Source organism: Nocardiopsis sp. iso_186, from assembly GCF_056173365.1.
Genome location: NZ_CM149670.1, coordinates 5,429,361 through 5,453,764 on the forward strand (window position 1 = coordinate 5,429,361; position 24,404 = coordinate 5,453,764).

Consider the following 24,404-nt stretch of genomic DNA (forward strand, 5'->3'; position numbering starts at 1 on the left):
CCCCTGTCCGTGCGGGCGTGGTCCGTGACCAGAAGCGGCTCGGCTCCCCGAAAACGTTGGGCCACCCGGGCAGGGAGAAGGCGGGGTTCGATCTTGCGATAGACCGCAGTAGTGCAGTTGTGCGCGAAAGGTGCGGTGTCTCCTGCGAGTACATGGTAGGTGTGGATGTCGGCGACGGTCAGGTTGTGGACCGTGGTGCTCCGAGTCCACGCCTTGACCGCGCTGACCTGGACCCAGGTCCCCGCCGAGGTCTGCAACCACATCCCGGGCGCCAAATCACCCGCGTTCACCCACTCACCCGGTTCCGGGACCCAGAACGGGTATTCGCGTGGTGGTATCGACGGTGATGGTGGCCAAGACCGGCTTGGTCTCCTACAAACGCTGGCAAGTCCCTAACAGATGCTTCTGATAAGGACTCGCCAATTTTTGACTAAACCTGCAAAGAAAATCAATTATTTGCAATTAGAATGACATCTCGCCGTTCCGCATTCAATGGAACTACCCCATCGAAGCTATATGAGTCATCACAGAAAATTACTTGCTCTCCATCCGGCACCAGCCTGCGATACCAAACCACAAAGTCAGCTACGATTTCAATGGGCCCCTCAAGATAGATTCCCTGACCATCCGAGTGTGCGCACCCCTCCAAATCGCCCAAATCAGAGCAATATTTCCATTCCACATCGCGAACGGTGAAATTTTCGCTATCCCGGAAAGGAAACCCCACCTGAACTTGCGGCCAATCACTGGCAAGCGCGCGAGCCAGATCTTCCCTCTCCAGTCGCCAATTATCACTCTCAAACACGGCTAGGTAAGTCACTTATACTCTCCTATCTCACGACCACAGATCCAGGAATACCATGCTGTTGCATCAATCTTTGGAAATACGGAACAGCTCCCGAATGATTGGTGATCACACGCAGCCCCGTGAGGGGATTGGAAGGATCATTGATCACTACTGAATATCTTCCAAACTCATCGTCGAGCTTGGCTGTAATTTTACTTCGAATGAAATCTGGAATATTTGACCCCGAAATGAAAGGACTTCGTCCAGAATTTCCGACAAACTTGGCATCGAGAAGCTCTCCCGTATTCCGATCCATTCCATCTGCCCAAACCCTTTGCCCCCCACCACCAACTGCCCGATATTCGGTCAACCCGGTTTGTGCGATTTGGTAAGCCTGTGTAGGCCCACTACCGACAGCAGCGCGAGTATCGAGTGACAGTTGATATGACGTATTGCAGTTGTGTGCGAGTACCGGTGTGTCGCCGGCCAGCACATGGTAGGTGTGGATGTCGGCGACGGTCAGGTTGTGGACCGTGGTGCTCCGAGTCCACGCCTTGACCGCGCTGACCTGCACCCAGGTCCCCGCCGAAGTCTGCAACCACATCCCGGGCGCCAAATCACCCGTGTTCACCCACTCACCCAGTTCCGGGACCCAGAACGGATGCTGACCGGTGGCGACGATGCTGCCGTCCTCACCCACCGGCGCGCCGTCCGAGGCACCGTTTACCTCACCGTCAGTGGCGTCGCCTTCTCCCGCGGGCGTTCGCGTGATGGTGTCCACGGTGATGGTGACGAGGTCCTTCTCCCCCGTCCCGGTGATGGTGGCCAGGACCGGCTTGGCCTCCTGCTCCCCGGTCCCGGGATCGGTGGCCGCCACCTCGTCCCCGACCTCGACCTGCTCAATGGGCTTGAACGTGCCATCGGCCATCAGCACCGGAGTACCCGCGACGAAACTGTTTCCCGTGCAACCGGCGAGACGGTCCACGGCACCACGCTCGGACCGGTTGACGGTATCGACCACCCCACCGGCCCGGGTCAACGAACCCGCCCCCGCAGCGGCCCGGGGGCCGAGGAGGGTGCCGAGCTTGCTGAGCCCAGGGCCGATCAAGCCACCGGCGCCTCCGCCGAGGGCTCCCAGGAGAAGGTCGGTGGGGCTGGTCGGTCGGCATTGGACGGCGTTGACGGCCCAGGTGAAGCCGGCGCCCACGCCTGCGTTGACGCCGACGGAGAGGGTCAGGGCCCTGCCCCCGGTCAGGCTGAGGCTGCGTGCGGCGAGGTTGCCCACGCCCGGCATGAGCGCGCCGCCCACCGCGCCGATCACCGCTCCGCGTCCGGCCGCTTGGGCGAGGCCGCCCCAGGTCGCGTTGTCGGTGGTGAGGGCGTAGGCGCCGCCTTCGATGACGCCTCCCAACACGGCGCCGATGCCGATGCTGACGCACATCGGGCAGCGTCCGGAGGGATCGGTGAGGGTGGTGGGGAGGTTTTCGGCGTAGGCGTAGGCGTTGGTGTGGGGGGTGGCTGTTGGGCGGGGTTCGGGGTCGGTGCTGGTGAAGCGTCCCAGGTCGGGGCGGTAGTCGCGGTCGCGTAGGTAAAGACCCGCGGCGTCGGTGGTGGGTTCGGCGTATTGGCCGGTGTAGGTGAAGGGGTTGGCCGGCGCGCCGTCGCTTGTCCGGGTGTGGTCGGTGAGGCCGAAGCCGCTGTAGGCGTACTGGTGTTGGGGGGTGCCGGTGGCGTTGGTGGTGTCGGCGACGGAGCCGAGCCAGTCCAGGTGGTACTGCTGGTTGCCGCCGGTGGCGTGGCGTTGGGTCTGGATCTGACCGTGGGGGTTGTAGGTGTAGTTGGCGGTGAGTGCGCCGGCGCCGTCGTAGTCGCTGATCAGCTGGGGCAGGGGGTGCAGGATGTCCCAGGTGCTGGTGCGTTGGAGCTGGCCGTCATGGCTGGCGGAGGTGCGGTTGCCGTCGGCGTCGTAGGCGTAGGTGTAGGTGCCTTGGGGGGTGGTGACGTCGGTGAGGCTGCCCGGGGCGTTGTAGTCGAAGGCGGCGGTGCCGTCAGAGGTGAGGTTGCCGTCGGCGTCGTAGGCGTAGGGCGTGGTGGTCGTCCCGCTCACCACGGAGGTGAGCTGGTCGGCGGCGTCGTAGGCGTAGGTCGTGGTGGTGTCGCTTTGGGCGGTGAGGCGGTTGCCGACCTGGTCGTAGGTGTAGGTGGTGGTGTCGGGTCCGGCGGGGCACGCGGTGGCGTCGGGGGTGGTGGCGCATTCCTGGGTGAGGCGGCCGTTGTCGTCGTAGGCGAAGATCTGGCGGCCGGCCTGCCCTGACCGCACGGCGTTGACCTGGAGGTGTTGGCCGTTGGGGTCGCGGGTGAGGGCCCAGGTGGAGAGTGCGGTGCCTGCTTTTCCGGTGGTGATGCCGCTCAGGAGGTTGGCGGGGTCGTAGGTGCGGGTTTCGGTGTGGCCGTTGCCGGTGGGACTGGTGACGGTGGTGAGGTTGCCGGCCGGGTCGTAGGCGTATTCGGTTTTGTGGCTGGCGGCGATGTCCTGGGAGACCATCTGGCCGTCGTCGTTGTAGACGTAGCGGGTCGTCTGGTTGTCGCGGGTGCGGATGGAGGCGATGTTGCCGGCGTTGTCGTAGGTGTAGGCCATGCTGCCCTGGCCGGTGGGGAGCATGACGGTGCGCGGGCGGCCTTCGCCGTCGAGGTTGGTGAAGGAGCGGGTTCCGGTGCCGTCGGTGACCTGCACGGGGCGCCCGGCTGCGTCGTAGACGATGGTGACGGTGGGTGTGGTGTCGGAGTAGTCGGCTCGCGTGGTGCGGCCCAGGGCGTCGGCCCGGTAGGTCGTGGTGTGGCCCCGGGCGTTGGTTTCCCGGGTGAGGTTGCCTTCGGGGTCGTAGTCGAGGGTGCGGACGCGGTCGAGGGGGTCGGTGACCGAGGTCAGCCTGCCCGCGTCGTCGTAGCCGTAGTCGGTGGTGTGGCCGTTGGCGTCGGTGCGAGAGGCCAGGGTGCCGGCCGGGTCGTAGGTGTAGCCGGTGGTGCCGCCGTCGGGGGCGGTGAGTGTTTCCACTCGGCCCAGGGCGTCGTAGGCGTAGGCGGTGGTGTTGCCCAGGGCGTCGGTCATCGCGGTGACCAGGCCGCGCCCGTCGTGGGTACTGGTCTGGGTGTGGCCCAGGGGGTCGGTGACCGAGGCGAGCAGTCCGGCCTGGTCGTAGGCGTAGGTCCAGGTGAAGTCCTGGGGGTCGGCGCCTTGGGCGTTGCCGCGCGGGTTGACCACGGAAGCAAGCAGGCCGTCGGTGGTGTAGGCGTAGGTGGTGGCCGCGCCGGTGGGGGTGGTGCTCGTGGTGAGGTTGCCGTCGGCGTCGTAGGCGTAGGTGAAGTTCTTGGCGCGCCGGTCGGTGAAGCGGATGAGCTGTCCGGCGGTGTCGTAGCGGAGGGTCTCGGTGCGGTTGTTGCCGTTGACGACGGTCGTGAGCAGGCCGCCCCGGTCGTAGGTGCTCTTGCGGACGGTGCCCAGGGGGTCGGTGGTCTGGATGACGCGGGAGTCGGCGTCGTAGGCGTAGGCGGTGGTGTTGCCCAGCGGGTCGGTGACGGTGCTCTGCTGCCCGGCCGCGTCGTAGCCGAAGGTCCAGGTGAAGTCCTGGGGGTCGGCGCCTTGGGCGTTGCCGCGCGGGGTGACGGTGGTGAGATGCCGGTCGGCCTCGTCGTAGGTGTGGGAGGTGGTGGCACCGTCGGGGCCGGTCGCTTCGGTGAGGTTGCCGGCGGCGTCGTAGGCGTAGGTCGTGGTGGCGTCGCCCGGCGCGCTCACCTCTTCCAGCCGTCCCGGTGAACTGTAGGTGTAGGTGGTGGTTCGGTCTGCTGCGTCGGTGGAGGCTGTGGGGTTGCCGTAGGCGTCGTAGGTGAAGTGCTCGGTGCCGCCGCCGGGCAGGGTGCGGGAGGTGACCCTGTCGGCGTCGTCGTAGGTGAAGGCCGTGGTGTGGTTCTGCGGGTTCGCGCTGTCGTGGCCGCGGGGGTCGGTGACGCTCAGCAGACGCCCGGCCGTGTCGTAGGTGCGTTCCTCACGCGCGCCCGACGGGCTCACCAGCGCCGTCTGGTTGCCGTGGGCGTCGTACTCGAAGCTGCTGGTGTTGCCTTCGGGGGTGGTGACGCTCTCCAGCAGGCCGGCGGCGGTGTAGGTGAAAACGGTGCGGTTTCCCAGGCTGTCAACGGTGGCCGCGAGCAGGCCGGCGGCGGTGTACTCGTAGGTGGCGGCTCGCGCGGCGCCGTCGGTGGCCCTGGTGACGTTGCCGTTGGCGTCGTAGGTCCAGGAGATGTTGGAGGCCGTGGTGGCCGTACGGGTCAGGCGTTTGGCCGTGTTGTAGGTGTAAGTGGTGATGCGGCCCAGCGGGTCCTGCACCGAGGTGCGGTTGAGGTCCGCGTCGTAGGTGTGGCTGGTGGCGTTGCCGAACGGGTCGATCTGGGCGAAGAGCACGTTGCGGGAGTAGAGGTCGGTCCAGATGCCACCGGAGGGGGTGGTGGTGTGGGTGGTGTCGAAGCCGTTCGCGGTGGTGTAGGCGAAGCGGGTCACCGCTCCCACGGCGTCGGTCTGTTCGGTGACCCGGCCTTGGGCGTCATAGACCAGGCCCAGCAGGGCGTGCCCGTCGGGGCCGGTGATGTGGTCGAGGCGTCCGTCGGGGTCGTAGCCGTAGGTGGTCGTGGCTCCGTCCAGTGCCCGCACACTGGTGAGCCGGCCACCGGTGTAGCCGTACCGGGTGGAGCGGCCATCGGGCAGGGTGACCCTGGTCAGGTGCGCGCCGGTGTAGTCGAACTGGTACTCCCGTCCCGCGGAGTCGGTGAGGGTGGTGGGCTTGTCGCCGGTGTAGGAGAGGGCGAGCTGTTGTTGGCCGCGGCTGGTGACCGAGGCCAGGCGCCCCTGCGTGTCGTAGCGCAGGGTGCGCCGGTCCGGGGTGTCCAGCTGCCAGCCCGTGTCCGTGCCGCGCAGGACCGAGCGCGCCCCGGTCGGGGCCGTGTAAGAGGTTCCGCTGCCACGGGTGAAGGTCAGGCGGGCACCGGACTCCTCTCGCAGCACGACCCGCCCGTCGGCCCCGGTCTCCAGGGACGTCTCCCACGGCAGGGTCCACCCCGGCCCCAACGCCCCGCTGGACGAGTTCCTGGAACTGTAGGAACGGTCGAGCGCGAACGGGGCCTGGGCCGAAGCCACCTGGGCATCAGGGAAGACGTCCGCGTAACCACCGGTCGCGGTGTTGACCCCGGTGCCCCGAGCGTTGGCCGGCTGGGTCAGACCCCCCGTCCCGGTGCATTCGGAGGCACACAACGAAGCTCCGTCCAACTCCGAGACCATATAGAAAATGACAGCGATGGGGGCTGCTGGCTCTGGTCGTACCTGTCCTGAACCGTCGTTGACCATCTGCAAGATTGGCGCTACGGAAAATTCATCTCGCCCAAGGCAATCCACGGTCTCTGGAATTGACAATGAAGCGGTGACCAGCGGGGCTCCATCTCTAATTCCAGCAAGCAAGTAGGGGGCGCTCACTACTTGACCAAAGTCATATGTAACCGATTCCGAACAGGTCTGCACTTTCCATTTGACTGAAACTTCACGCAAATCGGTCGGAAAATTGGTGATCGGCGCATCGTAGCTACTGTGCATGACCCTTACGGTGACCTGCAATGGCATCCCTGGAGCGCCCACACCTCTGCGCGGAGCACCAGAGAGCATCCCCCACTCAGCTCCGACCGTTCCCCAGGGCATAGTTGCCCAAATATTCACTGCATAAGGGGTAACTAGAGCTGGGGCAGTTTCCGCAGCCAATTCCTCGATCTCGGACGCGCTCGGTTCAGGCGCGTCCGGCGGGGGTGCGGGCTCTCCCTCCAAGCCACTGCTCAACTGTTCTCGGCGCTCGGCCAGGGACATCGCGTCCTGCCGCGCCTGGGGCTGCGGCGCCGCAGCGCTCTGGCCGGCGGCCGCGTCGGGGACCGCTGCCATGGCCGCAGAACCCGGCCCCCCTGGCCAGGCGTTGCCCACCAGCAGCACCAGGACGAGCAGCAGCACCAGAGCTCGGACGTGCCACACACCAGCGCGAAGCATCAGCAACCCCCACCGGGGCGCTCCCCGATTCGTGAACGTGGTCAGGCGATGGGCGTCAGACCAGGAACCCGACGCCCGCGCCATCGGCACAGCAGCCGTGGCTTAAGGACCGGGTAAAAGTAACCAACCCAAGATCATCCGTAAAGGACGAAACCCAGCACACCTCTCACATCGACCGATAAGCCTGAAACAGAACATGCGTTGCACCAGGCGTAATGTGCTTAATAAAATCTCAAACCTGCAAAAAATGACCTTATGTGGACATGTTTTCTCTGCTTTCGCGAGCAACCGGTTCGCCCGAAGACAGGCAGACGTTCACCGGAGCAGCCTCGCCCCACCACACGACCATCCGGGCGGGAACTCCCTCACACCCCCGAAAGCCAGTTCCTCCCTGGAACGGACCTACGACGACGGGCTTTCAGGTCAATGATCTTGATGAGGCTGAGGACGCGATCCCGCGCTGCGCCCCATTGCCTGGCCGACGAGGGCGAGGCCGGGAGGCACGTGTCGAGTACGGAGCAATGGACGCACTCCCACGCCCTATGGCTCCTCCGACGGGCCCTCGCCCGTGGGGTGTGTCATCACCTCGCCATGATGTTTCTCCGGGTGAACCCATGACACGGCGTCACTGGTGCCGATACGCAGCGCAAAGAAGACTGGGGGTGAATCCGCTGGTCGAGCCCGGCCGCTCCGGTCCCCGGCTCACTCCGCCTCCCGGAGGCGGCCGGCGTTCCCGAACACGAACGAGAGGAACGGCATGGCACTGCCCGACCTGATCCCGGTCGAGGACCTTCTCGGTCTGCCGGAGCGCGCCCGCGCGTCGATCTCACCCGACGGCACCCGGATCGCCTTCCTGGCACCGTGGAAGAACCGGCTCAACGTCTGGATCCACGACCTCGAACCCGGTTCCGAGCCCAGGTGCGTCACCGCCGACGAGACCCGCAACGTGGTGCGCTACGAGTGGGCCGACGACCCGCGCTGGCTGCTCTACCTCCAGGACGACGGCGGTGACGAGAACTGGCACCTGTACCGGGTCAACCTGGACACTCCTGGAGCCGCAGCCGTTGACCTCACCCCCTTCCCCGGGGACAGGGTCGTGAGCTTCGAGCCGGCCGCCGACCGGTCGGGGAGGATGACCCTGTTGCTCGCCAGGGCGACCGGGGAGTTCCAGTCTTTTGAGCTCGACGTGCCCACCGGTGGACTCACGCCGCGGGACGAGGATCCCACCTCCCAGGCTCCGGGGCTGCTCCAAGCCGGCGAGTGGTTCGACGGCACCGACTACCCGTTGGGCGTCTACCCGATGCAGGCCACGCCGGACGGGACCGGCCTGTGGATCGGCTCCCACCGGGGCACCGACCTCACCCGTCTGGTCCACGTCGAGCTGGCCACCGGCGAGGTGACCGAGGTCGACAGCCACCCGACCATGGATCTCGAAACCCGGGCCCAGGTCTTCCCCACGCTCCCCTCGCCGCTGATCCTCGGCCGTCGAGGAGAACTGCTGGGGGTGCGCTACCTCGGTGAACGCCAGGTGATCCACGCCCTGGACCCGCACTTCGCCGAAGTCCTACAGAACCTGGAGAAACTGTCCGAGGGCGATCTGACCATGGTGTCCTCGGACACGAGCGGTCAGCGGTGGGTCGTCGCCTTCAACCACGACCGCGATCCGGGAGCGACCTGGTTCTACGACCACTCCACCGGCGAGTCCCGGCTGCTGTTCCGGCCCTACCCGCACCTCGACCCGGACGCGCTGGCCCCGATGCGCCCGGTCACCATCACCGCACGCGACGGACTACGGCTGCCGTCCTACCTGACGCTGCCCGTCGGGGTGGAGCCGACCGGTCTGCCGATGGTGCTGCTCGTGCACGGCGGACCGTGGACCCGGGATGCCTGGGGGTTCGACAGCAGTGTGCAGTTGCTGGCCAACCGGGGCTACGCGGTGTTGCAGGTGAACTTCCGCGGCTCGACCGGTTACGGGAAAGCCCACGCCCAGGCCGCGATCGGGGAGTTCGCGGGCAAGATGCACGACGACCTCATCGACGCCGTGGACTGGGCGGTGGAGCAGGGCTACGCCGACCCCGAGCGGGTCGGGATCTTCGGGGGCTCCTACGGCGGCTACGCCGCACTGGTGGGGGTCACCTTCACCCCCGACCGCTTCGCCGCAGCCGTCGAGTACGTCGGTATCTCGAACCTGGCGAACTTCATGCGCACCCAGCCCGCGTTCGTCCGGCCCGCGCTGGTCAACAACTGGTACCGCTACGTCGGCGACCCCGAGATCCCCGAGCAGGAGGCGGACATGCTCGCCCGCTCCCCGATCACCCGGGTCCACGAGATCCGCACGCCGCTGATGGTGGTCCAGGGCGCCAACGACAGCCGTGTCGTGCGGGAAGAGTCCGACCAGATCGTCGAGTCCCTGCGCGCCCGCGACGTTGACGTCGAATACCTCGTCTTCGGTGACGAGGGACACCTGTTCACCAACCAGGAGAACCTGATCTCCATGTTCGGCTCCGCTGAGCGCTTCCTCGCGCGGCACCTGGGCGGGCGGACGAGCCGGGACTGACCACTGCCTCGCGCGGACGCCCCCTCCCGGTGGTTCCCGCCGACCGCGGGGGCCGGAGGGCCCTTCTCCCGGAGGGCTCTCTGTTGTGTCCCCGTGCCGCCGTCCCCCGGGCCCGAGCTGCGACGCCCGAAAGGGTGCGCAGCGTTGTTCGTCCGGTCCTTTCCCCGACGGACCGACGGGCGCCGACCGTGCCGGGGCGAACCCGGGTGGCCTGCGCGGACCCGGCCACCAGTGACGCCACGTCATGGCTTCGCCCCGAGGAATGTCACGACGAAGTGGTGACGCGATGCCACTGACCGATGACGGCGTCAACGACTTGAATGAACGGACAACGCTCGGCGTCGCCGAAGGAAGCGTACTTCCCGTGGCCCCGGTGCCCTGGTGGGACCTGTCCCCCGGCATCCCGACCCCGGGTCCCCGGCGTGTCGTGACGGATCGGCCCTCGTGGACCACGACTCGTCCCGGGCCCCGAACCCCGGCACCAACGAGAGGAACAACATGGCACTGCCCGACCTCCACACCGTCAAGGACCTGTTCGACCCGCCGGTACGCACCCGCGCGTCGATCTCACCCGACGGCACCCGGATCGCCTTCCTGGCGCCGTGGAAGAACCGGCTCAACGTCTGGATCCACGACCTCGAACCCGGTTCCGAGCCCAGGTGCGTCACCGCCGACGAGACCCGCAGCGTGCGGAGTTACGAGTGGACGGACGACCCGCGCTGGCTGCTCTACCTCCAGGACGACGGCGGTGACGAGAACTGGCACCTGTACCGGGTCGACCTGGACACTCCGGGGTCGGCCGCGGTCGACCTCACCCCGTTCCCCGGAGCCACGGTCCTGGGCTTCGAGCCGACGGCGGGCCGGCCGGGGAAGGCGACCCTGTTGATGAACGCCCGTAACGCCGGGGAGCTCGACATCCACGAGCTCGACATCGCCACGGGTGAGATCACCCTGGTGGTCGAGAGCCCCGGCCCGGGCAAGGTGTGGTCCCAGGCCGGTGACGGTGAGTGGTTCCTCTCCGAGCTGACGGCCGAGGGCAATCTGGAATTCTCCCGCCTGGACAGCGCGACCGGCGCACTGCGCAAGGTCGTGGAGTGGAAGGGTGCCGACTACCCCATGGGGTCACCGTCACAGATCACGCCGGACGGGACCGGCCTGTGGGTCGTCTCCAACCGGGGCACCGACCGCACCCGCCTGGTCCGGATCGACCTGACCACAGGCGAGGAGACCGAGGTCGACAGCCACCCGACCTTCGACATCGACCCGCGCGCGCAGGTGGACCCCGCCTCGCCCGAACCGCTGATCCGTGACCGCCGGGGTGAGCTGCTGGGGGTGCGCTACCTCGGTGAACGCCAGGTGATCCACGCCCTGGACCCGCACTTCGCCGAAGTCCTACAGAACCTGGAGAAACTGTCCGAGGGCGATCTGGCCGACGTGTCCTTCGACGAGAGCGGTCAGCGGTGGGTCGTCTCGTTCGAGCACGACCGCGATCCCGGCGCGACGTGGTTCTACGACCACTCCACCGGCGAGTCCCGGCTGCTGTTCCGGCCCTACCCGCACCTCGACCCGGACGCGCTGGCCCCGATGGTCCCGGTGACGATCACCGCCGGGGACGGTCTGGCGCTGCCCTCGTACCTGACGCTGCCCGTCGGGGTGGAGACGACCGGTCTGCCGACCGTACTACTCGTGCACGGCGGGCCGTGGGCCCGGGATGCCTGGGGGTTCGTCCCCACGGTCCAGCTGTTGGCCAACCGGGGCTACGCGGTATTGCAGGTGAACTTCCGCGGCTCGACCGGGTTCGGCAAGGCCCACGCCCAGGCCGCGATCGGGGAGTTCGCGGGCAAGATGCACGACGACCTCATCGACGCCGTGGACTGGGCGGTGGAGCAGGGTTACACCGACCCCGAGCGGGTCGCGATCATCGGGGGCTCCTACGGCGGCTACGCCGCACTGGTGGGGGTCACCTTCACCCCGGACCGCTTCGCCGCAGCCGTTGACGTCGTCGGTATCTCGAACCTGGCGAACTACCTGCGGACCCAGCCCGCGTTCGTCCGCCCCGGCCTGGTCAACAACTGGTACCGCTACGTCGGCGACCCCGAGATCCCCGAGCAGGAGGCGGACATGCTCGCCCGCTCCCCGATCACCCGCATCGACGAGATCCGCACGCCGCTGATGGTGGCCCAGGGCGCCAACGACCCCCTCGTCGTGCAGGAAGAGTCCGACAACATCGTCGAATCCCTGCGCGCCCGCGACGTTGACGTCGAATACCTCCTCTTCGGCGACGAGGGACACGGCTTCGTGAACCCGGAGAACCAGATCACCCTGTTCGGCGCCATCGAGCGTTTCCTCGCGCAGCACCTGGGAGGACGGGAGGACCACGCCTGAACACGACCGCACCGACCTGCTCGACCCCCTTACGCACCTGGGAGGACGGACCATCATGACCGACCACGACCACGACCGCGCCGACGGGACCTCGCGCGAGAACGTCCGGGAAAGCGCGCACGAGACCGTCAACGGGGCCGCACGGCCGGGAGAGCCGCCCGTTGACCTGAAAGCGGAGGTGCTCAAGGGGCTGGGCGGTCCGTCGGGGATGGTGTACTCCGCCCTGCCGGTCGTGGTCTTCGCGGCGGCCGTTCCCTTCCTCTCGTTGCTGGTGGCGATCGGGATCTCGATCGCCGTCGCCCTGGTGCTGACCGCGTTGCGGATGTGGCGCGGTGAGCAGTTCGCGCCCGCTATGGGCGGGGTCATCGGGGTCGTGGCCGCCGGAGGCATCGCCGCCCTGACCGGATCGGCCAACGACTTCTTCCTGATCGGGATCTGGGTCTCCCTGGTGGGAGCCGTGGTCATGCTCGTCTCGCTCGTCGTGCGGCGGCCGCTGACCGGAATGATCTGGAACGCCGTCCACGGCAACACGCACCCCTGGCGAAAGGACCGGCCCTCGCTGCGCGTACACGACCTCGCCACCCTCGCCGTGATGGCCATGCTCGCCGCCCGGTTCGCCGTGCGGCAGTGGCTCTATCTCGCCGACTCCACGACCGGGCTCGCGATCGCCGACACGGTGACGGGCTTTCCGCTGACGGCGCTGGCCGCGGTCGTCGTCATCTGGGCGTTCCGCCGCTCGACCAAGCGGCTCATCAAGTCCGCCGGTGCCTCGGCAGCTCCCCGGGTCTGACCGGTCCGCCCGGCATCGAGCCCCGGACGGGGTTCTCCCGGGGAACGCCCCGACGGCGGTCAGGTGGTGGGGATGGGGACCTTGGTGAGCTGCTCGGAGATCCGCCAGATCCGCTCGGCGTCGTCGGTTTCGCGCAGGCGGGAGTAGATGCGCTGTTCGGCGGGCGGACCGCCGAGGTTGCCGGGGCCGCTGGGCCCGTAGAGCGCGCCGGGCTCGGCGCCGGGGTCGGTCGCGGCCATGAGGGCGGGGAGTTTGGCGGTCTCGACGGTGCCGAGGAGGATGCCGAAGGCCGACAGCGCGCGGATCAGACGGACCGGCAAGGTGTCCTTGGCGCGGCCGACTTCGGGGCGGGCGGCGAGGAGGCTGGTCGGGGCCACTCCCGGGTGGGAGAGGTTGCTGGTGATGCCCCATCCGTGGGCCTTGCTGCGTCGGTCGAGTTCGAGGCCGAAGAGTCCGAACGCGATCTTGGACTGGCTGTAGGCGCGCATGCCGTGGTAGGAACGCTCCCAGTTCAGGTCGTCCCAGTTGATCGTGTTCCGGTTCGCCGCGACGCTGATCTGCGATGTGACGCGGGCGCGGCCTGCGCGCAGCAGCGGGAGGACGTGGCCGACGAGGGCGAAGTGGCCGAGGTGGTTGGTGCCGAACTGGAGCTCGAAACCGTCCGCCGTGGTCTGCCGGTTCGGCGGTGTCATCACCCCCGCGTTGTTGATGAGGATGTGGATGGGGCGGCCCTCCTGGCGGAGTGTGTCGCCGAGGGCCGCGACCGAGTCGAGCGAGGAGAGGTCGAGTTCGCGTAGCGAGACCTGCGCATCCGGGTGGCTTCGGCGGATCCTCGCGACCGCGTTCGCGCCCTTGTCGGGGTTGCGGACGGGCAGGACGACCTCCGCGCCGGCCGCGGCCAGCCGCTCTGCCATGCCCAGACCCATTCCGTCGCTCGCGCCGGTGACGAGCGCGCGCTTTCCGGCCAGGCTCGGCACGGTGATGTCGATGATTCGGCGTGGCATGGTTCTGCTCCTTCGTGACGTCGTTGACGCGTGCCCGGTGAGGACTCGGCAGGCGTTCGGGGTCTTCTCGTTCAACGGATGCCGGGCTCCGCATGCGGACCGGGCGATGGTCGCCTGATCGCGCCGCCCGCGATCAGGAGGGACCGGCCGATGCCCCGCCCCGCCGGATTCCCTGCGCCGGACCCGCGGCGACGGCGGTCCTGCCCGAGAGGTCCGTCGTCTCCCGTTCCCTGCCGTACTCGGTTCACCGCATCGATTCTCGGCCCAAGCCGAGAAAGCAGCCACGGCCTCCCGATCCCAGGCTCACCTGGGCGCGCCTGGGGCCGGCATAGGGGGATCGGCGATCCGTGGTTGCCGTCGCGCGCGGATGGTAGACACGGAGCAGCACCTCGGCGGAAGGGATGTCGTGATCGATCGCCTCGGCTTGGCGGAGTTCCTGCGGAGACGCAGGGAGGCGCTACAGCCCGAAGACGTGGGTCTTCCGCGCGGGCAGCGCCGCAGGACCAGCGGATTGCGGCGCGAGGAGGTCGCGGCGCTGTGCCACATGTTGACCGACTACTACTCCCGACTCGAGCGGGAACGCGGGCCTCGGCCGTCGAACCAGATGCTCGCCTCGATCGCCCAGGGGCTGCACCTGTCACTGGACGAGAGGGACCACCTGTTCCGCCTCGCCGGGCAGAACCCGCCCGCACGCGGCACGGTCAACGAGCACATCAGCCCCGGTCTGCTGCGGGTCCTCGACCGCCTGGACGACACGCCCGCCGAGATCGTCACCGAACTCGGTGAGACGCTGCGGCAGACCCCGATGGGTGTCGCGCTCACCGGCGACACGACCGGATACACCGGGCCTGCCCGCTGCTCGGGGTACCGGTGGTTCACCGATCCCGCGGTTCGGCGGTTCTACGCGCCCGAGGAGCACGCTTTCCTCACCCGCATGTACGCCTCGGGCCTGCGCGAGCTCGTCACCCTCCGGGGCCCTGACTCGCGGGCCGCGTACCTCGCCGGCCTGCTCCTCGACCTCAGCGAAGAGTTCCGCCGGGTGTGGGAGGACCACGAGATCGGTGTGCGTCCCCACCATGTCAAGCGCTTCGTCCACCCCGAGGTGGGCCCCCTGGAGCTGAACTGTCAGCGACTGGTTGACCCCGGCCAGGCGCACTCACTGCTCGTCTACACCGCCGTTCCCGGCAGCGAGAGCCACGAGAAACTGCGCCTGCTGTCCGCCGTCGGGCCCCGGGCGCTTCGCTGAACACGTTCCACTCGCACTGCCGGAACCGTCATCCGCCCGCTTCGGGTGTGCACCCGTCGCCGCAGCAAGCCGTGTGCCGCGGCATGTGTATTGAGCCCCCTCTCGGGCGGGCACCACCGGCGAGGCCTCCCGTTCTTCCGGACCGGGTGCTCGGCGGTCGGCGGGAGCCAGGACGATTTTTCAGTGCTCGGTGCCGAGGTCCGCTCGATGCCGGAGAAGCAGGTTGACGAACGCGGCCGTGCTCCGGCTGGCACTGTCGGAGTCCTTGACGACGAGCGTCGCGCTCCTTCGGGCCCACGGCTCTTGCAGCTCGTACAAGGCGGCCGGGGAGACACCGTGTCGCCTCGCCGACTCGCGCGGCACGACGGCTCGTCCCGCGCCGGTACTGGCGACCGCGCAGACGGCCCCCAACGAGGGCAGGCGAACACGGTAGGCGGGTTCGATGCCGCGTCCGCGCGCGTATCGGTTGACGAGGTCCTGCAAAGGGCTTCCCTGGAGCAGGCCGACGATGGGGTCACGAAGCACTTCTTCGAGACCGAGAGGGGGTCGGGCCGCAGCCGTCACCGGCCCGACGACCACCAGGCGGTCGTCCCACAGCGGGCGCGTCCGGCAGGGCGCGCCGGCCGGGACCGAGGAGACGACCGCGATATCGGCGCGGTCGTCCAGCACGTGCTGGACGGCCGCCTCACTGCCGAGCTCCGTCATGGTGACAGCCGTGTTGGGCAGGCGGTTGAGGGTCGCGGCCAGGAACTCGACGAGGGCGTCCGCAGCGGAGCTGTTGGTGACCAACCTGACCGTGCTCTCCAGCCCACGGGCACGGGCCGCCATGCCGCTCTCCAGGTCCTCGGCACCGGCGAGCAGCCGGCGCCCCTGGGCGGCCAGGGCTTCTCCGGCCGGAGTCGGCAGGACTCCCCTGCGTCCGCGGTCGAGCAGACGCACGTCGAAATGACGCTCCAGCGAGGCGATCCGGACGCTGGCCGCGGACAACGACAGATCGCACCGTTGGGCGCCGGCCGTGATGGAACCGGTGTCGACCACCTCGACGAAGAGTGCCAGGTCGCGAAAGTTCATCCACCGCTCTCCTTCTGCCTTCACCGGATCGGAAGCCAAACCGGGAACGGCGAAAGGCTCCGGCGCCTTTCTCGGCCTAGATTCGCTTCAAGGCTTCCGAATCCCCGAAGGCCAACAAAGCAGATGGGAGCGACTGATGGCAACCAGACGCAGTCGTGTCCGGCAGTGCGTACGAACGCTGCTGCGTCTGCCCGGACTGCGGGCCGGCGAAGAGGCCTCGGAGGCGGCCAGGGTCTGGGGCCCTTTTCCCGTGGCATCGGCGGAGCGCGCGTACCGCGAGCAACTCCACGTGATCGTCTGGCTGTTGGAGGACGGTCGCACACAGGAGGCGATCGACGTGGCCTGCCAAGGACCGTGGAGGCACGGCGACGGCGCTCGCGGGCCGGTCTCCGGGCAGGATCCTCGCTGATCGCAGGGTGCGCCCCGACGGTTCGGACACGGCGGGAACGCCGATCGGGCGGATCCGGGTGGACGCGGCGCCCCGGGGCTCAGGGGGGCAGCTCGGTACGGATCGTTTCCAGAACCCGCTCCAGGGTCGCCAGGGTGGGTGTGCCCGAGAGCGAGATCCGGAGAGCGGCCGGCGGATGGGGCCTTACCGAGAACTCGTCGGCCGTGGAGACGAGGATGCCCTGCGCGGCAAGCGTGCGCTCCATCTGCACGGCTCGGATCCCGGACGATAAGCGCAGCCAGCCGAAATAGGCCGCCGGATGGGCCCGGTAGTCGAGGCCGGAGAACACGCGTGCCGCGACGTGCTGGCGGCTCCGGGCGTCGATCCGCCGCTGGTGTGTCCACCTGGTGATCGCGCCGCTGCGGAGCCAGGCGACAGCCAGGGCGGCAATGATCGGAGGCGTTCCCCAGCTGGAGGCTTTCAGGGTACGGACCAAGCGGTGGCGGTGCGCGGTCGGCGCGACGAGAAAACCGAAACGCAGACCAGTCGCGAGGTTCTTCGACAGGCTCGCGACATAGACGGTTCGTTCCGGAGCGACTGCGTACAAGGGGGCGGGAGCATCGGGCGCGAGGAACGCGTAGGTGGCGTCTTCGATCAGGAACGTGTCGTACCGGCGGGCAACGGCTGCCATCCGTGAACGGTCATCGGCGCCCATGACGCTGCCGAGCGGATTGTGCAGTGTCGGCATGGTGTAGACCGCCTTGACACTGCGCTCGCGACACAGTTTCTCCAGCGATCCGAGGCTCATGCCGCGGTCGGTGTGCCGCACGGCCGCGAGTTCGATCCCTTGGACGTCGGCGATGAGCTTGATGCCCGGGTAGGTGAGTTCGTTGACCGCGATCACGTCACCGGGGCGGGCGAGGGCCCTGAGCACGGTGTCGAGTCCGTGCTGTGCCCCGCCGGTCAGCAACACGTTCTCCGGGGCGACGTCTATGCCGGCATCGAGGAGGTGCGTCGCGACGACGGCTCGGTCGGTGCTGCGGCCCCCTGGCGGGTGTTGGACGAGAAGCGTCTCGATGTCTCCCGTCGCGGCCAACTCGCGCAGCCTGTCGCGGAGGTCGTCCGCCTGGCCCGGATCAAGAGGTTGGTTGAAGGCCAGGTCGGCGACCCGGTTCCCGTGCGCGACGCGCTGCGGCTCGACCCCGTCGTAGCCGAACTGCTCGCGGACGAACGTCCCCCGCCCCGGTTCTCCGACCACGAGCCCGGCTTCGGCCAGTTCTGTGTAGACACGCGTTGCGGTCGCCAGGGCGATGCCGTGGTCGCGGGCGAGTTCCCTGTGGGTGGGCATGCGTGATCCAGCGGCCAGCCGTCCGCTGCGAATCGCCGCAGCGAACCGGTTGACGATCGCCTTGTACCGAGGCTGCCTCACCGTTCTCCGCCAACTTGTATCTAGGACATTAAGGTGATTGTACTGAGATCAGTCACTAGCGTGACGCCATGGATCGAGACGAAGTTGACGCGAACGCCCCTGAGCCCCGGGGGGAGGAACTGCCGGTTCTGGCCTATCTGCAAAGGGCGGTGTCCGGCACCCTGCGTCCGGAGCAGCGCACCCACATGCGCTATCCGACGGCGATCTCCCAGTTGCTCCGCTTCGAGATCGTGGAGGTGGGAGCGGGGAGCGCCACCTTGCGCGTCCGCGCCGACACCAAACTGCACGGCAACCAGCAGGGCACGGTCCACGGCGGTTTCCTGGTCGAGTTGGCCGACGCGGCGATCGGCACCGCCCGCTCGACGCTCATCGGGCCGGGCCAGTCGTTCACCAGTATCGATCTCAGGGCGACCTTCCTACGGCCGGTCTGGACGGGCGAACTGCTCGCACGCGCCCGTCCGACCCATTCGGGCCGCACCATCACCCATTACGCCTGTGACATCATCCGCGCGGACGGCACGACCGTCGCGACGGTCTCCAGCACGGTCATGACATTGTCCGGCGACAAAGCCACCGGGCGATGAGGGGCCGGTGGGCAGGACCCGCGGCGGTCGGGGTCGTCCGGGACCGTCGACGCCCGCCCCGACACCGCCCCGACCTCCGGCGAACCACGACCGTGCCCCGCACATCATCCGGGGCACCGGGGGCGACAAGGACCTGATACAGCATTCGTGGTGGCCCGCATCACATCAACAGCGGGTTGAGCACGCCGTAACGGCACGGTCTTTCCCTGGACGCAGACCGCAACGAGTCGCCGAGTCCGAACGAAAGGAACGACATGGCCTTCCCAGAGTCGAGTTCGCCGGACGAGACGACCACGACCGGCCACGTTCGCACCGCTTTGCGCACCACTGCTTCACCCGACCCCGGGAGGACGCGATGACCGAAGCCGACCACGACCGTGCCGGTCGCCATCTCCTTCCTCCCGCTGCCGGTCACGGTCGGGATCGCGATCACCGTCGCGTCGGCGCCGGCCGTGTTCCGGATGCGGCGCGGAGAGGGCGTCTCCGCGGCCATGGGCGGGGTGATCGGCGTCACCGCCGCCGGGGGGCCTAGCCGCCTGGACCGGATCGGCCAACGACTTCTTCCTCATCTGGATCTGGGCCGCCCTGGCAGCGGGCCTGGGCACGCTGGCCTCGGTGGTCGTGCGCCGGCCGCTGACCGGCGTCATCTGGAACGCCGTCCACGGCGGCAAGCATGCCTGGCGCCAGGACGCCCCTTCGCTACGTGCCCACGACATCGCCACCCTCGCGGTCACGGCCATGTTCGCCGCGCGTTTCGTCGTGCGGGAATGGCTCCACCTCGCCGGTTCCACCAGCGGGCCGGCCTTCTCCGATGTCGTGTTGGGCTTTCCGCTGACGGCACTGGTCGCCCTGGTCGTCATCTGGGCGTTCCGCCGCTCCGCCGAGCGCCTCGTCACGTCCGACAGCGCCAAGGCCGCGGCGCACGCCCAGAGTCACCGGGGCACCGGCCGGGGGCGGGTCCACGCACGCTCAGACCATCGAATCCGGCACCACGGGGACGGCGTCGTGATTGAAGCTGGGTGCTTCCGCGGCGACGAGCTTGCGGGCGGGCGGCCGGGCGGCGAGCTTCGCCACCGCCTGGACGATGTCCGCCAGCACCATGTCGGCCATGTCGAGGCTGAGGCCGTGTCGCACGATGATGCGCTGCACCGCGACGTCCTGCTGTCCGGGAGGAAGCGTGTAGGCGGGTACGAGCCACCCACGGGTGCGCAGCTCCTCGGCCACGTCGAAGAGGCTGTACGGCGCGTCCCGGTCCGCAAGTGTCCACGTGATGGCCGGAATGCCGCGCAGGGGATCGGCGTCGAAGAGGATCTCAAACTCCTCGATGTCGGCCACCCCTCGGGCGAGATGCCGCGCGACGGCGTAGGTGGCGGACTGGACTTTGGTGTAGCCCTGCCGACCCAGGCGGAAGAAGTTGTAGTACGAGCACACCACCTGGCCTCCCGGGCGCGAGAAGTTCAGGTTGAAGCTCGGCATCTGGCCGCCGAGGTAGTTGACGTCGAAGATCAGCTCCTCGGGAAGGTCCTCCTTCTCCCGCCAGATCGCCCATCCGCTGCCCAGTGGCGCCAGCCCGGTCTTGTGCCCCGAGGCGTTGATCGACTTGACCCTCGGCAACCGGAAGTCCCAGCACAGCTGGGGGGCACAGAACGGCGCGACGAAGGCACCGCTGGCGGCGTTGACGTGGATCGGGATATCGAGGCCCGTACGGCCCTGGAGATCGTCCAGAGCGCGGCTGATCCCTTCGACGTCCTCGAACTTCCCCGTGAAGGTCTGGCCGAACGTCGCGACGACGGCGATCGTGTTCTCGTCGCATCGGGCGATCGCCTCGTCGGGCGTCATGACGTGCCCCGGCCCCATCGGCACCTGCCGGATCTCGACGTCGAAGTACCGCCCGAACTTCTCCCAGCACACCTGGACCGGTCCGCAGACGAAGTTGGGACGTGAGACGTCCTTGCCGAGGGCTGCGCGCTGTTTGCGCCAACGCCACTTGGCAGCCAGGCCGCTGAGCATCGCCGCCTCGCTGGAGCCCGTCGTGGACGTCCCCAGGGTGGCCGTCGGGCTGGGCGCGTGGAAGAGCTCGGCCAGCATGCTGACACAGCGCGTCTCCAGCTCCGCGGTCTGCGGGTACTCGTCCTTGTTGACGATGTTCTTGTCGATGGAGTCGGACATGAGCTGCCGGACCTCCGGTTCGACCCAGGTGGTGCAGAAGGTGGCGAGGTTCATCCTCGCCACGCCGTCGAGCATCAGCTCGTCGTGCACGAACTGGTAGATCTGCCTCGGGTCGTTCTCCGCCGAAGGGAACCGCGACTTGGGTGCGTGGCTCAACATCGGGGAGGACGCGAATTCGTCGTCGAACTCCTCGGGCGCACCGGCCGGGTCCTGGCTAGTCGTCATGAGGCATTATTACCCCGCCGACCTGCGGATCGGGGTCGTTCGCCCCCTCGTGTCCCAGGGCAATCGGCCCGGCGGCAACGGTGGTTGACGCCCCGCCGTACCTCCAGCCGTCTACCCGGGCCGACAGAACCAGGGGCGGTCGCCCCGGACAGCATCCGGTGGGAACCGGGTCACTGCGAGGAATACGTGTCCGCGGTCCCGCGGTCCCGGTCGGCTGTCGGGAACCGGCTCCTCAGGACTCGCTCCCGGGCTCGGCCTCGGACTCGGACGGTGCGATGTGGATCGTGACGTCCTGCTCGCGAAACGCTTTCAACTGCGCCTCGTCCACCCCGTCGTCCGTCACGAGGGTCCAGCCGGTCCCCAGCTGTGTCCAGGCGTGGAAGGGGGCCGCACCGATCTTCGAGGAATCGGCCAGGACCACCACCTCGCCGGAGGCGCGGATCATCAACTCCTTGAGGCGGGCCTGGTCCCGGCCCGCCTCGCAGATGCCCAGGTGCGGATCGACTCCGTCCGCCCCCAGGAAAACGCGGTCGAACGTCATGCGTTCCAGCGCCGCCTCAGCGATCGGGCCGACCATGCTGCCGCTGACATCGCGCAGGCGCCCGCCGATGCATTCGACGGTGATCCCCGGGGCGTTCGACAGGGTCTCCAGGGTCTTCAACGCGGTCGAGACGACCGTGAGGAGCGATCGGTTCCGGAGCGCCCTGGCGAGGGCGAGCACGGTGGATCCCCCGTCGAGCATGAGCACTTCACCGTCCTCGACGAGAAGCGCCGCGCGGCGTCCGATCGCCGACTTCTCCAGATGGGCCCGGCCGAGCCTCTCCCGTAGCGACGTCTCGGGGTGCACGCCCACGGGGATCGCGCCCCCGTACGTGCGCGCCAGCCTTCCCTCCCGGTGCAGGGAGGCGAGGTCGCGGCGAATCGTCAACGGGGTCACGCCGAACCGGGCGGACAACTCCTCCACCGAAGCAAGCCCTACCGTCGTGGCCTGTTCGTAGATCGCCTCGCGTCGGCGACCGGCGGGTACCGGAGTGTTCATGGCACCCGATGCTATCCCGCTGCGCGGTCCGCGCACCGCGTCGTTCCTCCCCGCGCGACGCGACACGGCGCGGGTGCGCCGTTCAGCCATCCGCCCATCAGGCGATGCTGGAAGAACGAACGGAGTTGCGCGAAGTGCGCATCCACAAGGGAATCACTCGTGAACAGACCCTTTCCCTCTGCGCAAAACGAGCGAGTCTATTGCGTAGTGTGCGCAATCACAGTACCGTTCCCGTGTGTTGCCACCGGGTTAACGCGCGTTTAAGGAGGCTGTCTTGGTCGCGAACGCATCGCCTCGCGCAGAGCACGAACGATTCGATCCCTACGCCCTGCGCAAGGAGCACGCCCTCGAACCTCCACGCACGTTGCGCGGCCGGTTGCGCTACCTCGGACCGGGGCTCATCATCTCGGCCGCCGTGATCGGTTCGGGCGAACTCATCACGACCACGGGCCTGGGTGCCCAGGCGGGATTCGTCCTCCTGTGGCTCGTCGTCATCTCGACGGCGATCAAGGTGTGGGTCCAGGTCGAACTCGCCACCTGGACGATCCTCAGCGGCAAACCCGCCCTGGAGGGGTACGCGCAGATCGCGCCGAAGACCCGACGCGGCAGCTGGATCACCCTGCTGTGGATCGTCATGGACTTCGCGAAGATCCTGCAACGCGGCGGCATCATCGGCGGCGCGGCCGCCTGCCTGTCGATCATGTTCCCCGTACTGGGAGACCCCCTCAGCTTCCCCTCGCTCGCGTTCTGGACGCTCGTGACGCTCGTCGCCACGGTCGCACTCCTCATCACGGGCAAGTACTCCGTGGTCGAGCGCGTCGCCTTCGCCTCCGTGGTCGTGTTCACCCTCGTCACGGTCGCGCTCGCGCTGGGCCTGCCGTTGACCCCCTTCGCCTACACCGGCGGCGACCTCCTCGGCGGCCTGAGCTTCGCCCTCCCCGTCGGCGCGATCGGCCTAGCGGTCGCCATGTTCGGCCTCACCGGGGTGGGCTCCGACGAGATGACCACCTACACCTACTGGGTCCTGGAGAAGGGGTACGGCCGCTGGACCGGACCCGACGACGGGTCCGAGGAGCGCGCGCAGCGCGCCGAGGGCTGGATCAGGGTGATGCGTCTGGACGCCTTCGTCTCCTGGGTGATCTGCACGGTCTGCACGCTGTCGTTCTACCTGATCGGCGCCGCCGTCCTGCACCCGCAGGGCCTGGTGCCGCAGGGCAACGACATGATCACCACGCTCTCGCGGATGTACACCGACGTCCTCGGTTCGTGGGCCCAGTGGGCGTTCCTCCTCGGCGCGTTCGCGGTGCTGTGGTCAACGTTCGTCGCCTCGACCGCCTCCGTGCCGCGGCTGTGGACCAACACTCTGGGAATCCTCGGCGTGTTCGACTGGACGAACGTCAAGGTCCGCGAACGGATCATCCGCACCCTCACCGTGTGCTACCCCATCGTGTGGGCACTGAGCTTCCTGCTCATCCAATCGCCCGTCGTCATGGTGATGATCGGTGGCGTCGCCTCCGGGCTCTTCCTCGTGGCCGTCGTGATCGCGGTGTGGGTGCTGCGCCGCCAGGTCAACCGCCGTTTCCGGCTCAGCCCCGTCTGGACGACCGCCCTGGTCATCTCCAGCATCGCGATCGGCGCCCTGGGGATCTACTCCGTGGCGACGATCTTCGGCTTCACGATCGGATAGTTGGGAAGAGATGCGAGTCCTGGTCACCACTCCGAGCTTCGGGGCCCAGTCCGACGATCCCTGGCGCGTCCTGCGCGAGGCGGGGGCAACGATCGTCCGCCCCACCGCACCGCACCCCCTGGACGCCGCGACACTGGCTGCCGAGGCCGCCGGATGCCAGGCGATGATCGTGGGCCTGGACGACGTGCGGGGCCCCGCACTGACCGTCGGGGGCCTGCGCGTGGTCGCCAAGCACGGTGTCGGCTACGACAACATCGACGTGGCGGCCGCCCGGGCGGCGGGCATCGAGGTGGTCCACGCCCCTGGCTCCAACAGCGGCGGCGTCGCCGACCTCACGCTCGGACTCATCCTGGCCGCCGCCCGCGACCTGGTAGCGGCGCACGCCTCGTGCCTGGCCGGGCAATGGCGGAGGTTCCCGGGCCTGGAGTTGGCCGGCAAGACCCTGGCCGTCATGGGATACGGCCGCATCGGCCGGGCCGTCGCGGCGCGCGCCCGCGCCTTCGGCATGGAGGTCGTCGCGTTCGACCCCTATGTCGGCGAAGAGGACCTCGGTGACGGGGTCCGCGGTGTCGGACGCGAGGAGGCGCTCGCCCTCGCCGACATCGTCACGCTGCACATGCCCGGCGGCGGCGAGCGGATCCTCGACCGCGCCGCGCTCGAAGGACTCAGGCCCGGGGCCCTGGTCATCAATGCCGCCCGCGGCGACCTGATCGACGAGGACGCCCTCGCCGAGCTCCTGCACAGCGGCCACCTCGGCGGTGCCGCGCTCGACGCCCTCGCGGTGGAGCCCCTGCCGGAGTCGAGCCCGCTCCGAAACGCCCCTCGACTGATCCTGACCCCGCACATCGGTGCGCAGACCGACCTCGCGAACAGGTCGATGGGCGTATCCGTCGCCCGCGACGTCCTGAGCGTCCTGGCGGGCGAGCGCCCCGACCATCCCGTACCGACCTCCTCGCACTAGGAAGGCCAC

The 24,404-nt window shown here is 68.3% G+C and carries 16 protein-coding genes and 2 pseudogenes; 9 read left to right on the top strand and 9 right to left on the bottom strand.

Going from position 1 to position 24,404, the window contains the following annotated elements; genetic code table 11:
* Nucleotides 1–158: 158 nt before the first annotated feature.
* The 3 genes and pseudogenes from AC0VYP_RS23735 to AC0VYP_RS23745 form a co-directional block, all read right to left on the bottom strand.
* Nucleotides 159–338, bottom strand: a pseudogene (locus tag AC0VYP_RS23735) (polymorphic toxin-type HINT domain-containing protein); the annotation flags it as partial.
* Nucleotides 339–448: 110 nt separating this feature from the next.
* Nucleotides 449–820: a hypothetical protein gene (locus AC0VYP_RS23740; RefSeq protein WP_475471930.1), complete on the bottom strand. Its 372-nt coding sequence runs from the start codon at nucleotides 818–820 to the stop codon at nucleotides 449–451.
* A gap of 10 nt (nucleotides 821–830) precedes the next feature.
* Nucleotides 831–6,086, bottom strand: coding sequence for a DUF6531 domain-containing protein (locus AC0VYP_RS23745; RefSeq protein WP_475471931.1), 5,256 nt, complete (start codon nucleotides 6,084–6,086; stop codon nucleotides 831–833).
* Nucleotides 6,087–7,617: 1,531 nt separating this feature from the next.
* On the opposite strand from AC0VYP_RS23745, the gene AC0VYP_RS23750 reads away from it, so the two are divergent.
* From AC0VYP_RS23750 to AC0VYP_RS23760, 3 genes are all read left to right on the top strand, one after another.
* Nucleotides 7,618–9,417, top strand: a complete 1,800-nt coding sequence (locus AC0VYP_RS23750; protein WP_475471932.1) for a S9 family peptidase — start codon at nucleotides 7,618–7,620, stop codon at nucleotides 9,415–9,417.
* 498 nt (nucleotides 9,418–9,915) lie between these two features.
* The gene (locus AC0VYP_RS23755; RefSeq protein ID WP_475471933.1) at nucleotides 9,916–11,802 is read left to right on the top strand and encodes a S9 family peptidase; all 1,887 of its coding nucleotides are present in this window, start codon (nucleotides 9,916–9,918) and stop codon (nucleotides 11,800–11,802) included.
* Between the two features lie 55 nt (nucleotides 11,803–11,857).
* Nucleotides 11,858–12,592 carry a DUF3159 domain-containing protein gene (locus AC0VYP_RS23760; protein WP_475471934.1) on the top strand — a complete coding sequence of 245 codons (735 nt, stop codon included), beginning with the start codon at nucleotides 11,858–11,860 and terminating at the stop codon, nucleotides 12,590–12,592.
* A gap of 59 nt (nucleotides 12,593–12,651) precedes the next feature.
* Here AC0VYP_RS23760 and AC0VYP_RS23765 read toward each other — a convergent pair whose 3' ends face one another.
* Nucleotides 12,652–13,596, bottom strand: a complete 945-nt coding sequence (locus AC0VYP_RS23765; RefSeq protein ID WP_285758089.1) for an SDR family oxidoreductase — start codon at nucleotides 13,594–13,596, stop codon at nucleotides 12,652–12,654.
* Nucleotides 13,597–14,002: 406 nt separating this feature from the next.
* Here AC0VYP_RS23765 and AC0VYP_RS23770 point away from each other — a divergent pair, with 406 nt between their 5' ends.
* On the top strand, nucleotides 14,003–14,842 hold the full coding sequence (locus AC0VYP_RS23770; protein ID WP_475471935.1) for a helix-turn-helix transcriptional regulator: 840 nt from the start codon (nucleotides 14,003–14,005) through the stop codon (nucleotides 14,840–14,842).
* A gap of 180 nt (nucleotides 14,843–15,022) precedes the next feature.
* On the opposite strand, the gene AC0VYP_RS23775 is transcribed toward AC0VYP_RS23770, so the two are convergent.
* On the bottom strand, nucleotides 15,023–15,913 hold the full coding sequence (locus AC0VYP_RS23775; protein ID WP_475471936.1) for a LysR family transcriptional regulator: 891 nt from the start codon (nucleotides 15,911–15,913) through the stop codon (nucleotides 15,023–15,025).
* Nucleotides 15,914–16,049: 136 nt separating this feature from the next.
* On the opposite strand from AC0VYP_RS23775, the gene AC0VYP_RS23780 reads away from it, so the two are divergent.
* Nucleotides 16,050–16,322, top strand: a complete 273-nt coding sequence (locus tag AC0VYP_RS23780; RefSeq protein WP_475471937.1) for a hypothetical protein — start codon at nucleotides 16,050–16,052, stop codon at nucleotides 16,320–16,322.
* A 79-nt stretch (nucleotides 16,323–16,401) separates the two neighbouring features.
* Here the strand turns inward: AC0VYP_RS23780 and AC0VYP_RS23785 are convergent, their stop codons facing one another.
* Nucleotides 16,402–17,730 carry an aminotransferase-like domain-containing protein gene (locus tag AC0VYP_RS23785; protein ID WP_475471938.1) on the bottom strand — a complete coding sequence of 443 codons (1,329 nt, stop codon included), beginning with the start codon at nucleotides 17,728–17,730 and terminating at the stop codon, nucleotides 16,402–16,404.
* A gap of 68 nt (nucleotides 17,731–17,798) precedes the next feature.
* Here AC0VYP_RS23785 and AC0VYP_RS23790 point away from each other — a divergent pair, with 68 nt between their 5' ends.
* A complete protein-coding gene (locus AC0VYP_RS23790) occupies nucleotides 17,799–18,314 on the top strand; it encodes a PaaI family thioesterase (RefSeq protein WP_285758082.1) in 516 nt (171 codons plus the stop codon).
* 160 nt (nucleotides 18,315–18,474) lie between these two features.
* Here the strand turns inward: AC0VYP_RS23790 and AC0VYP_RS23795 are convergent, their stop codons facing one another.
* A complete protein-coding gene (locus AC0VYP_RS23795) occupies nucleotides 18,475–18,828 on the bottom strand; it encodes a hypothetical protein (RefSeq protein WP_475471939.1) in 354 nt (117 codons plus the stop codon).
* Between the two features lie 71 nt (nucleotides 18,829–18,899).
* Here AC0VYP_RS23795 and AC0VYP_RS23800 point away from each other — a divergent pair.
* A pseudogene (locus AC0VYP_RS23800) lies at nucleotides 18,900–19,139 on the top strand (DUF3159 domain-containing protein); the annotation flags it as partial.
* A gap of 144 nt (nucleotides 19,140–19,283) precedes the next feature.
* Here the strand turns inward: AC0VYP_RS23800 and gad are convergent.
* Together gad and AC0VYP_RS23810 are read right to left on the bottom strand one after the other, a co-directional pair.
* Nucleotides 19,284–20,708: a glutamate decarboxylase gene (gene gad / locus AC0VYP_RS23805; protein ID WP_475471940.1), complete on the bottom strand. Its 1,425-nt coding sequence runs from the start codon at nucleotides 20,706–20,708 to the stop codon at nucleotides 19,284–19,286.
* A 232-nt stretch (nucleotides 20,709–20,940) separates the two neighbouring features.
* Nucleotides 20,941–21,747: a DeoR/GlpR family DNA-binding transcription regulator gene (locus AC0VYP_RS23810; RefSeq protein WP_475471941.1), complete on the bottom strand. Its 807-nt coding sequence runs from the start codon at nucleotides 21,745–21,747 to the stop codon at nucleotides 20,941–20,943.
* A gap of 274 nt (nucleotides 21,748–22,021) precedes the next feature.
* On the opposite strand from AC0VYP_RS23810, the gene AC0VYP_RS23815 reads away from it, so the two are divergent.
* Nucleotides 22,022–23,434, top strand: a complete 1,413-nt coding sequence (locus AC0VYP_RS23815) for an Nramp family divalent metal transporter (RefSeq protein WP_475471942.1) — start codon at nucleotides 22,022–22,024, stop codon at nucleotides 23,432–23,434.
* A gap of 10 nt (nucleotides 23,435–23,444) precedes the next feature.
* The gene (locus tag AC0VYP_RS23820) at nucleotides 23,445–24,395 is read left to right on the top strand and encodes an NAD(P)-dependent oxidoreductase (RefSeq protein ID WP_285758078.1); all 951 of its coding nucleotides are present in this window, start codon (nucleotides 23,445–23,447) and stop codon (nucleotides 24,393–24,395) included.
* Nucleotides 24,396–24,404 lie beyond the last annotated feature (9 nt).

Bases quoted from the DNA above. Each gene is read 5' to 3' on its own strand.
- AC0VYP_RS23750 (WP_475471932.1), top strand. From the start codon at position 7,618: ATGGCACTGCCCGACCTGATCCCGGTCGAGGACCTTCTCGGTCTGCCG.
- AC0VYP_RS23755 (WP_475471933.1), top strand. From the start codon at position 9,916: ATGGCACTGCCCGACCTCCACACCGTCAAGGACCTGTTCGACCCGCCG.
- AC0VYP_RS23760 (WP_475471934.1), top strand. From the start codon at position 11,858: ATGACCGACCACGACCACGACCGCGCCGACGGGACCTCGCGCGAGAAC.
- AC0VYP_RS23765 (WP_285758089.1), bottom strand. From the start codon at position 13,596: ATGCCACGCCGAATCATCGACATCACCGTGCCGAGCCTGGCCGGAAAG.
- AC0VYP_RS23775 (WP_475471936.1), bottom strand. From the start codon at position 15,913: ATGAACTTTCGCGACCTGGCACTCTTCGTCGAGGTGGTCGACACCGGT.
- AC0VYP_RS23780 (WP_475471937.1), top strand. From the start codon at position 16,050: ATGGCAACCAGACGCAGTCGTGTCCGGCAGTGCGTACGAACGCTGCTG.
- AC0VYP_RS23790 (WP_285758082.1), top strand. From the start codon at position 17,799: ATGGATCGAGACGAAGTTGACGCGAACGCCCCTGAGCCCCGGGGGGAG.
- gad (WP_475471940.1), bottom strand. From the start codon at position 20,708: ATGACGACTAGCCAGGACCCGGCCGGTGCGCCCGAGGAGTTCGACGAC.
- AC0VYP_RS23810 (WP_475471941.1), bottom strand. From the start codon at position 21,747: ATGAACACTCCGGTACCCGCCGGTCGCCGACGCGAGGCGATCTACGAA.
- AC0VYP_RS23820 (WP_285758078.1), top strand. From the start codon at position 23,445: ATGCGAGTCCTGGTCACCACTCCGAGCTTCGGGGCCCAGTCCGACGAT.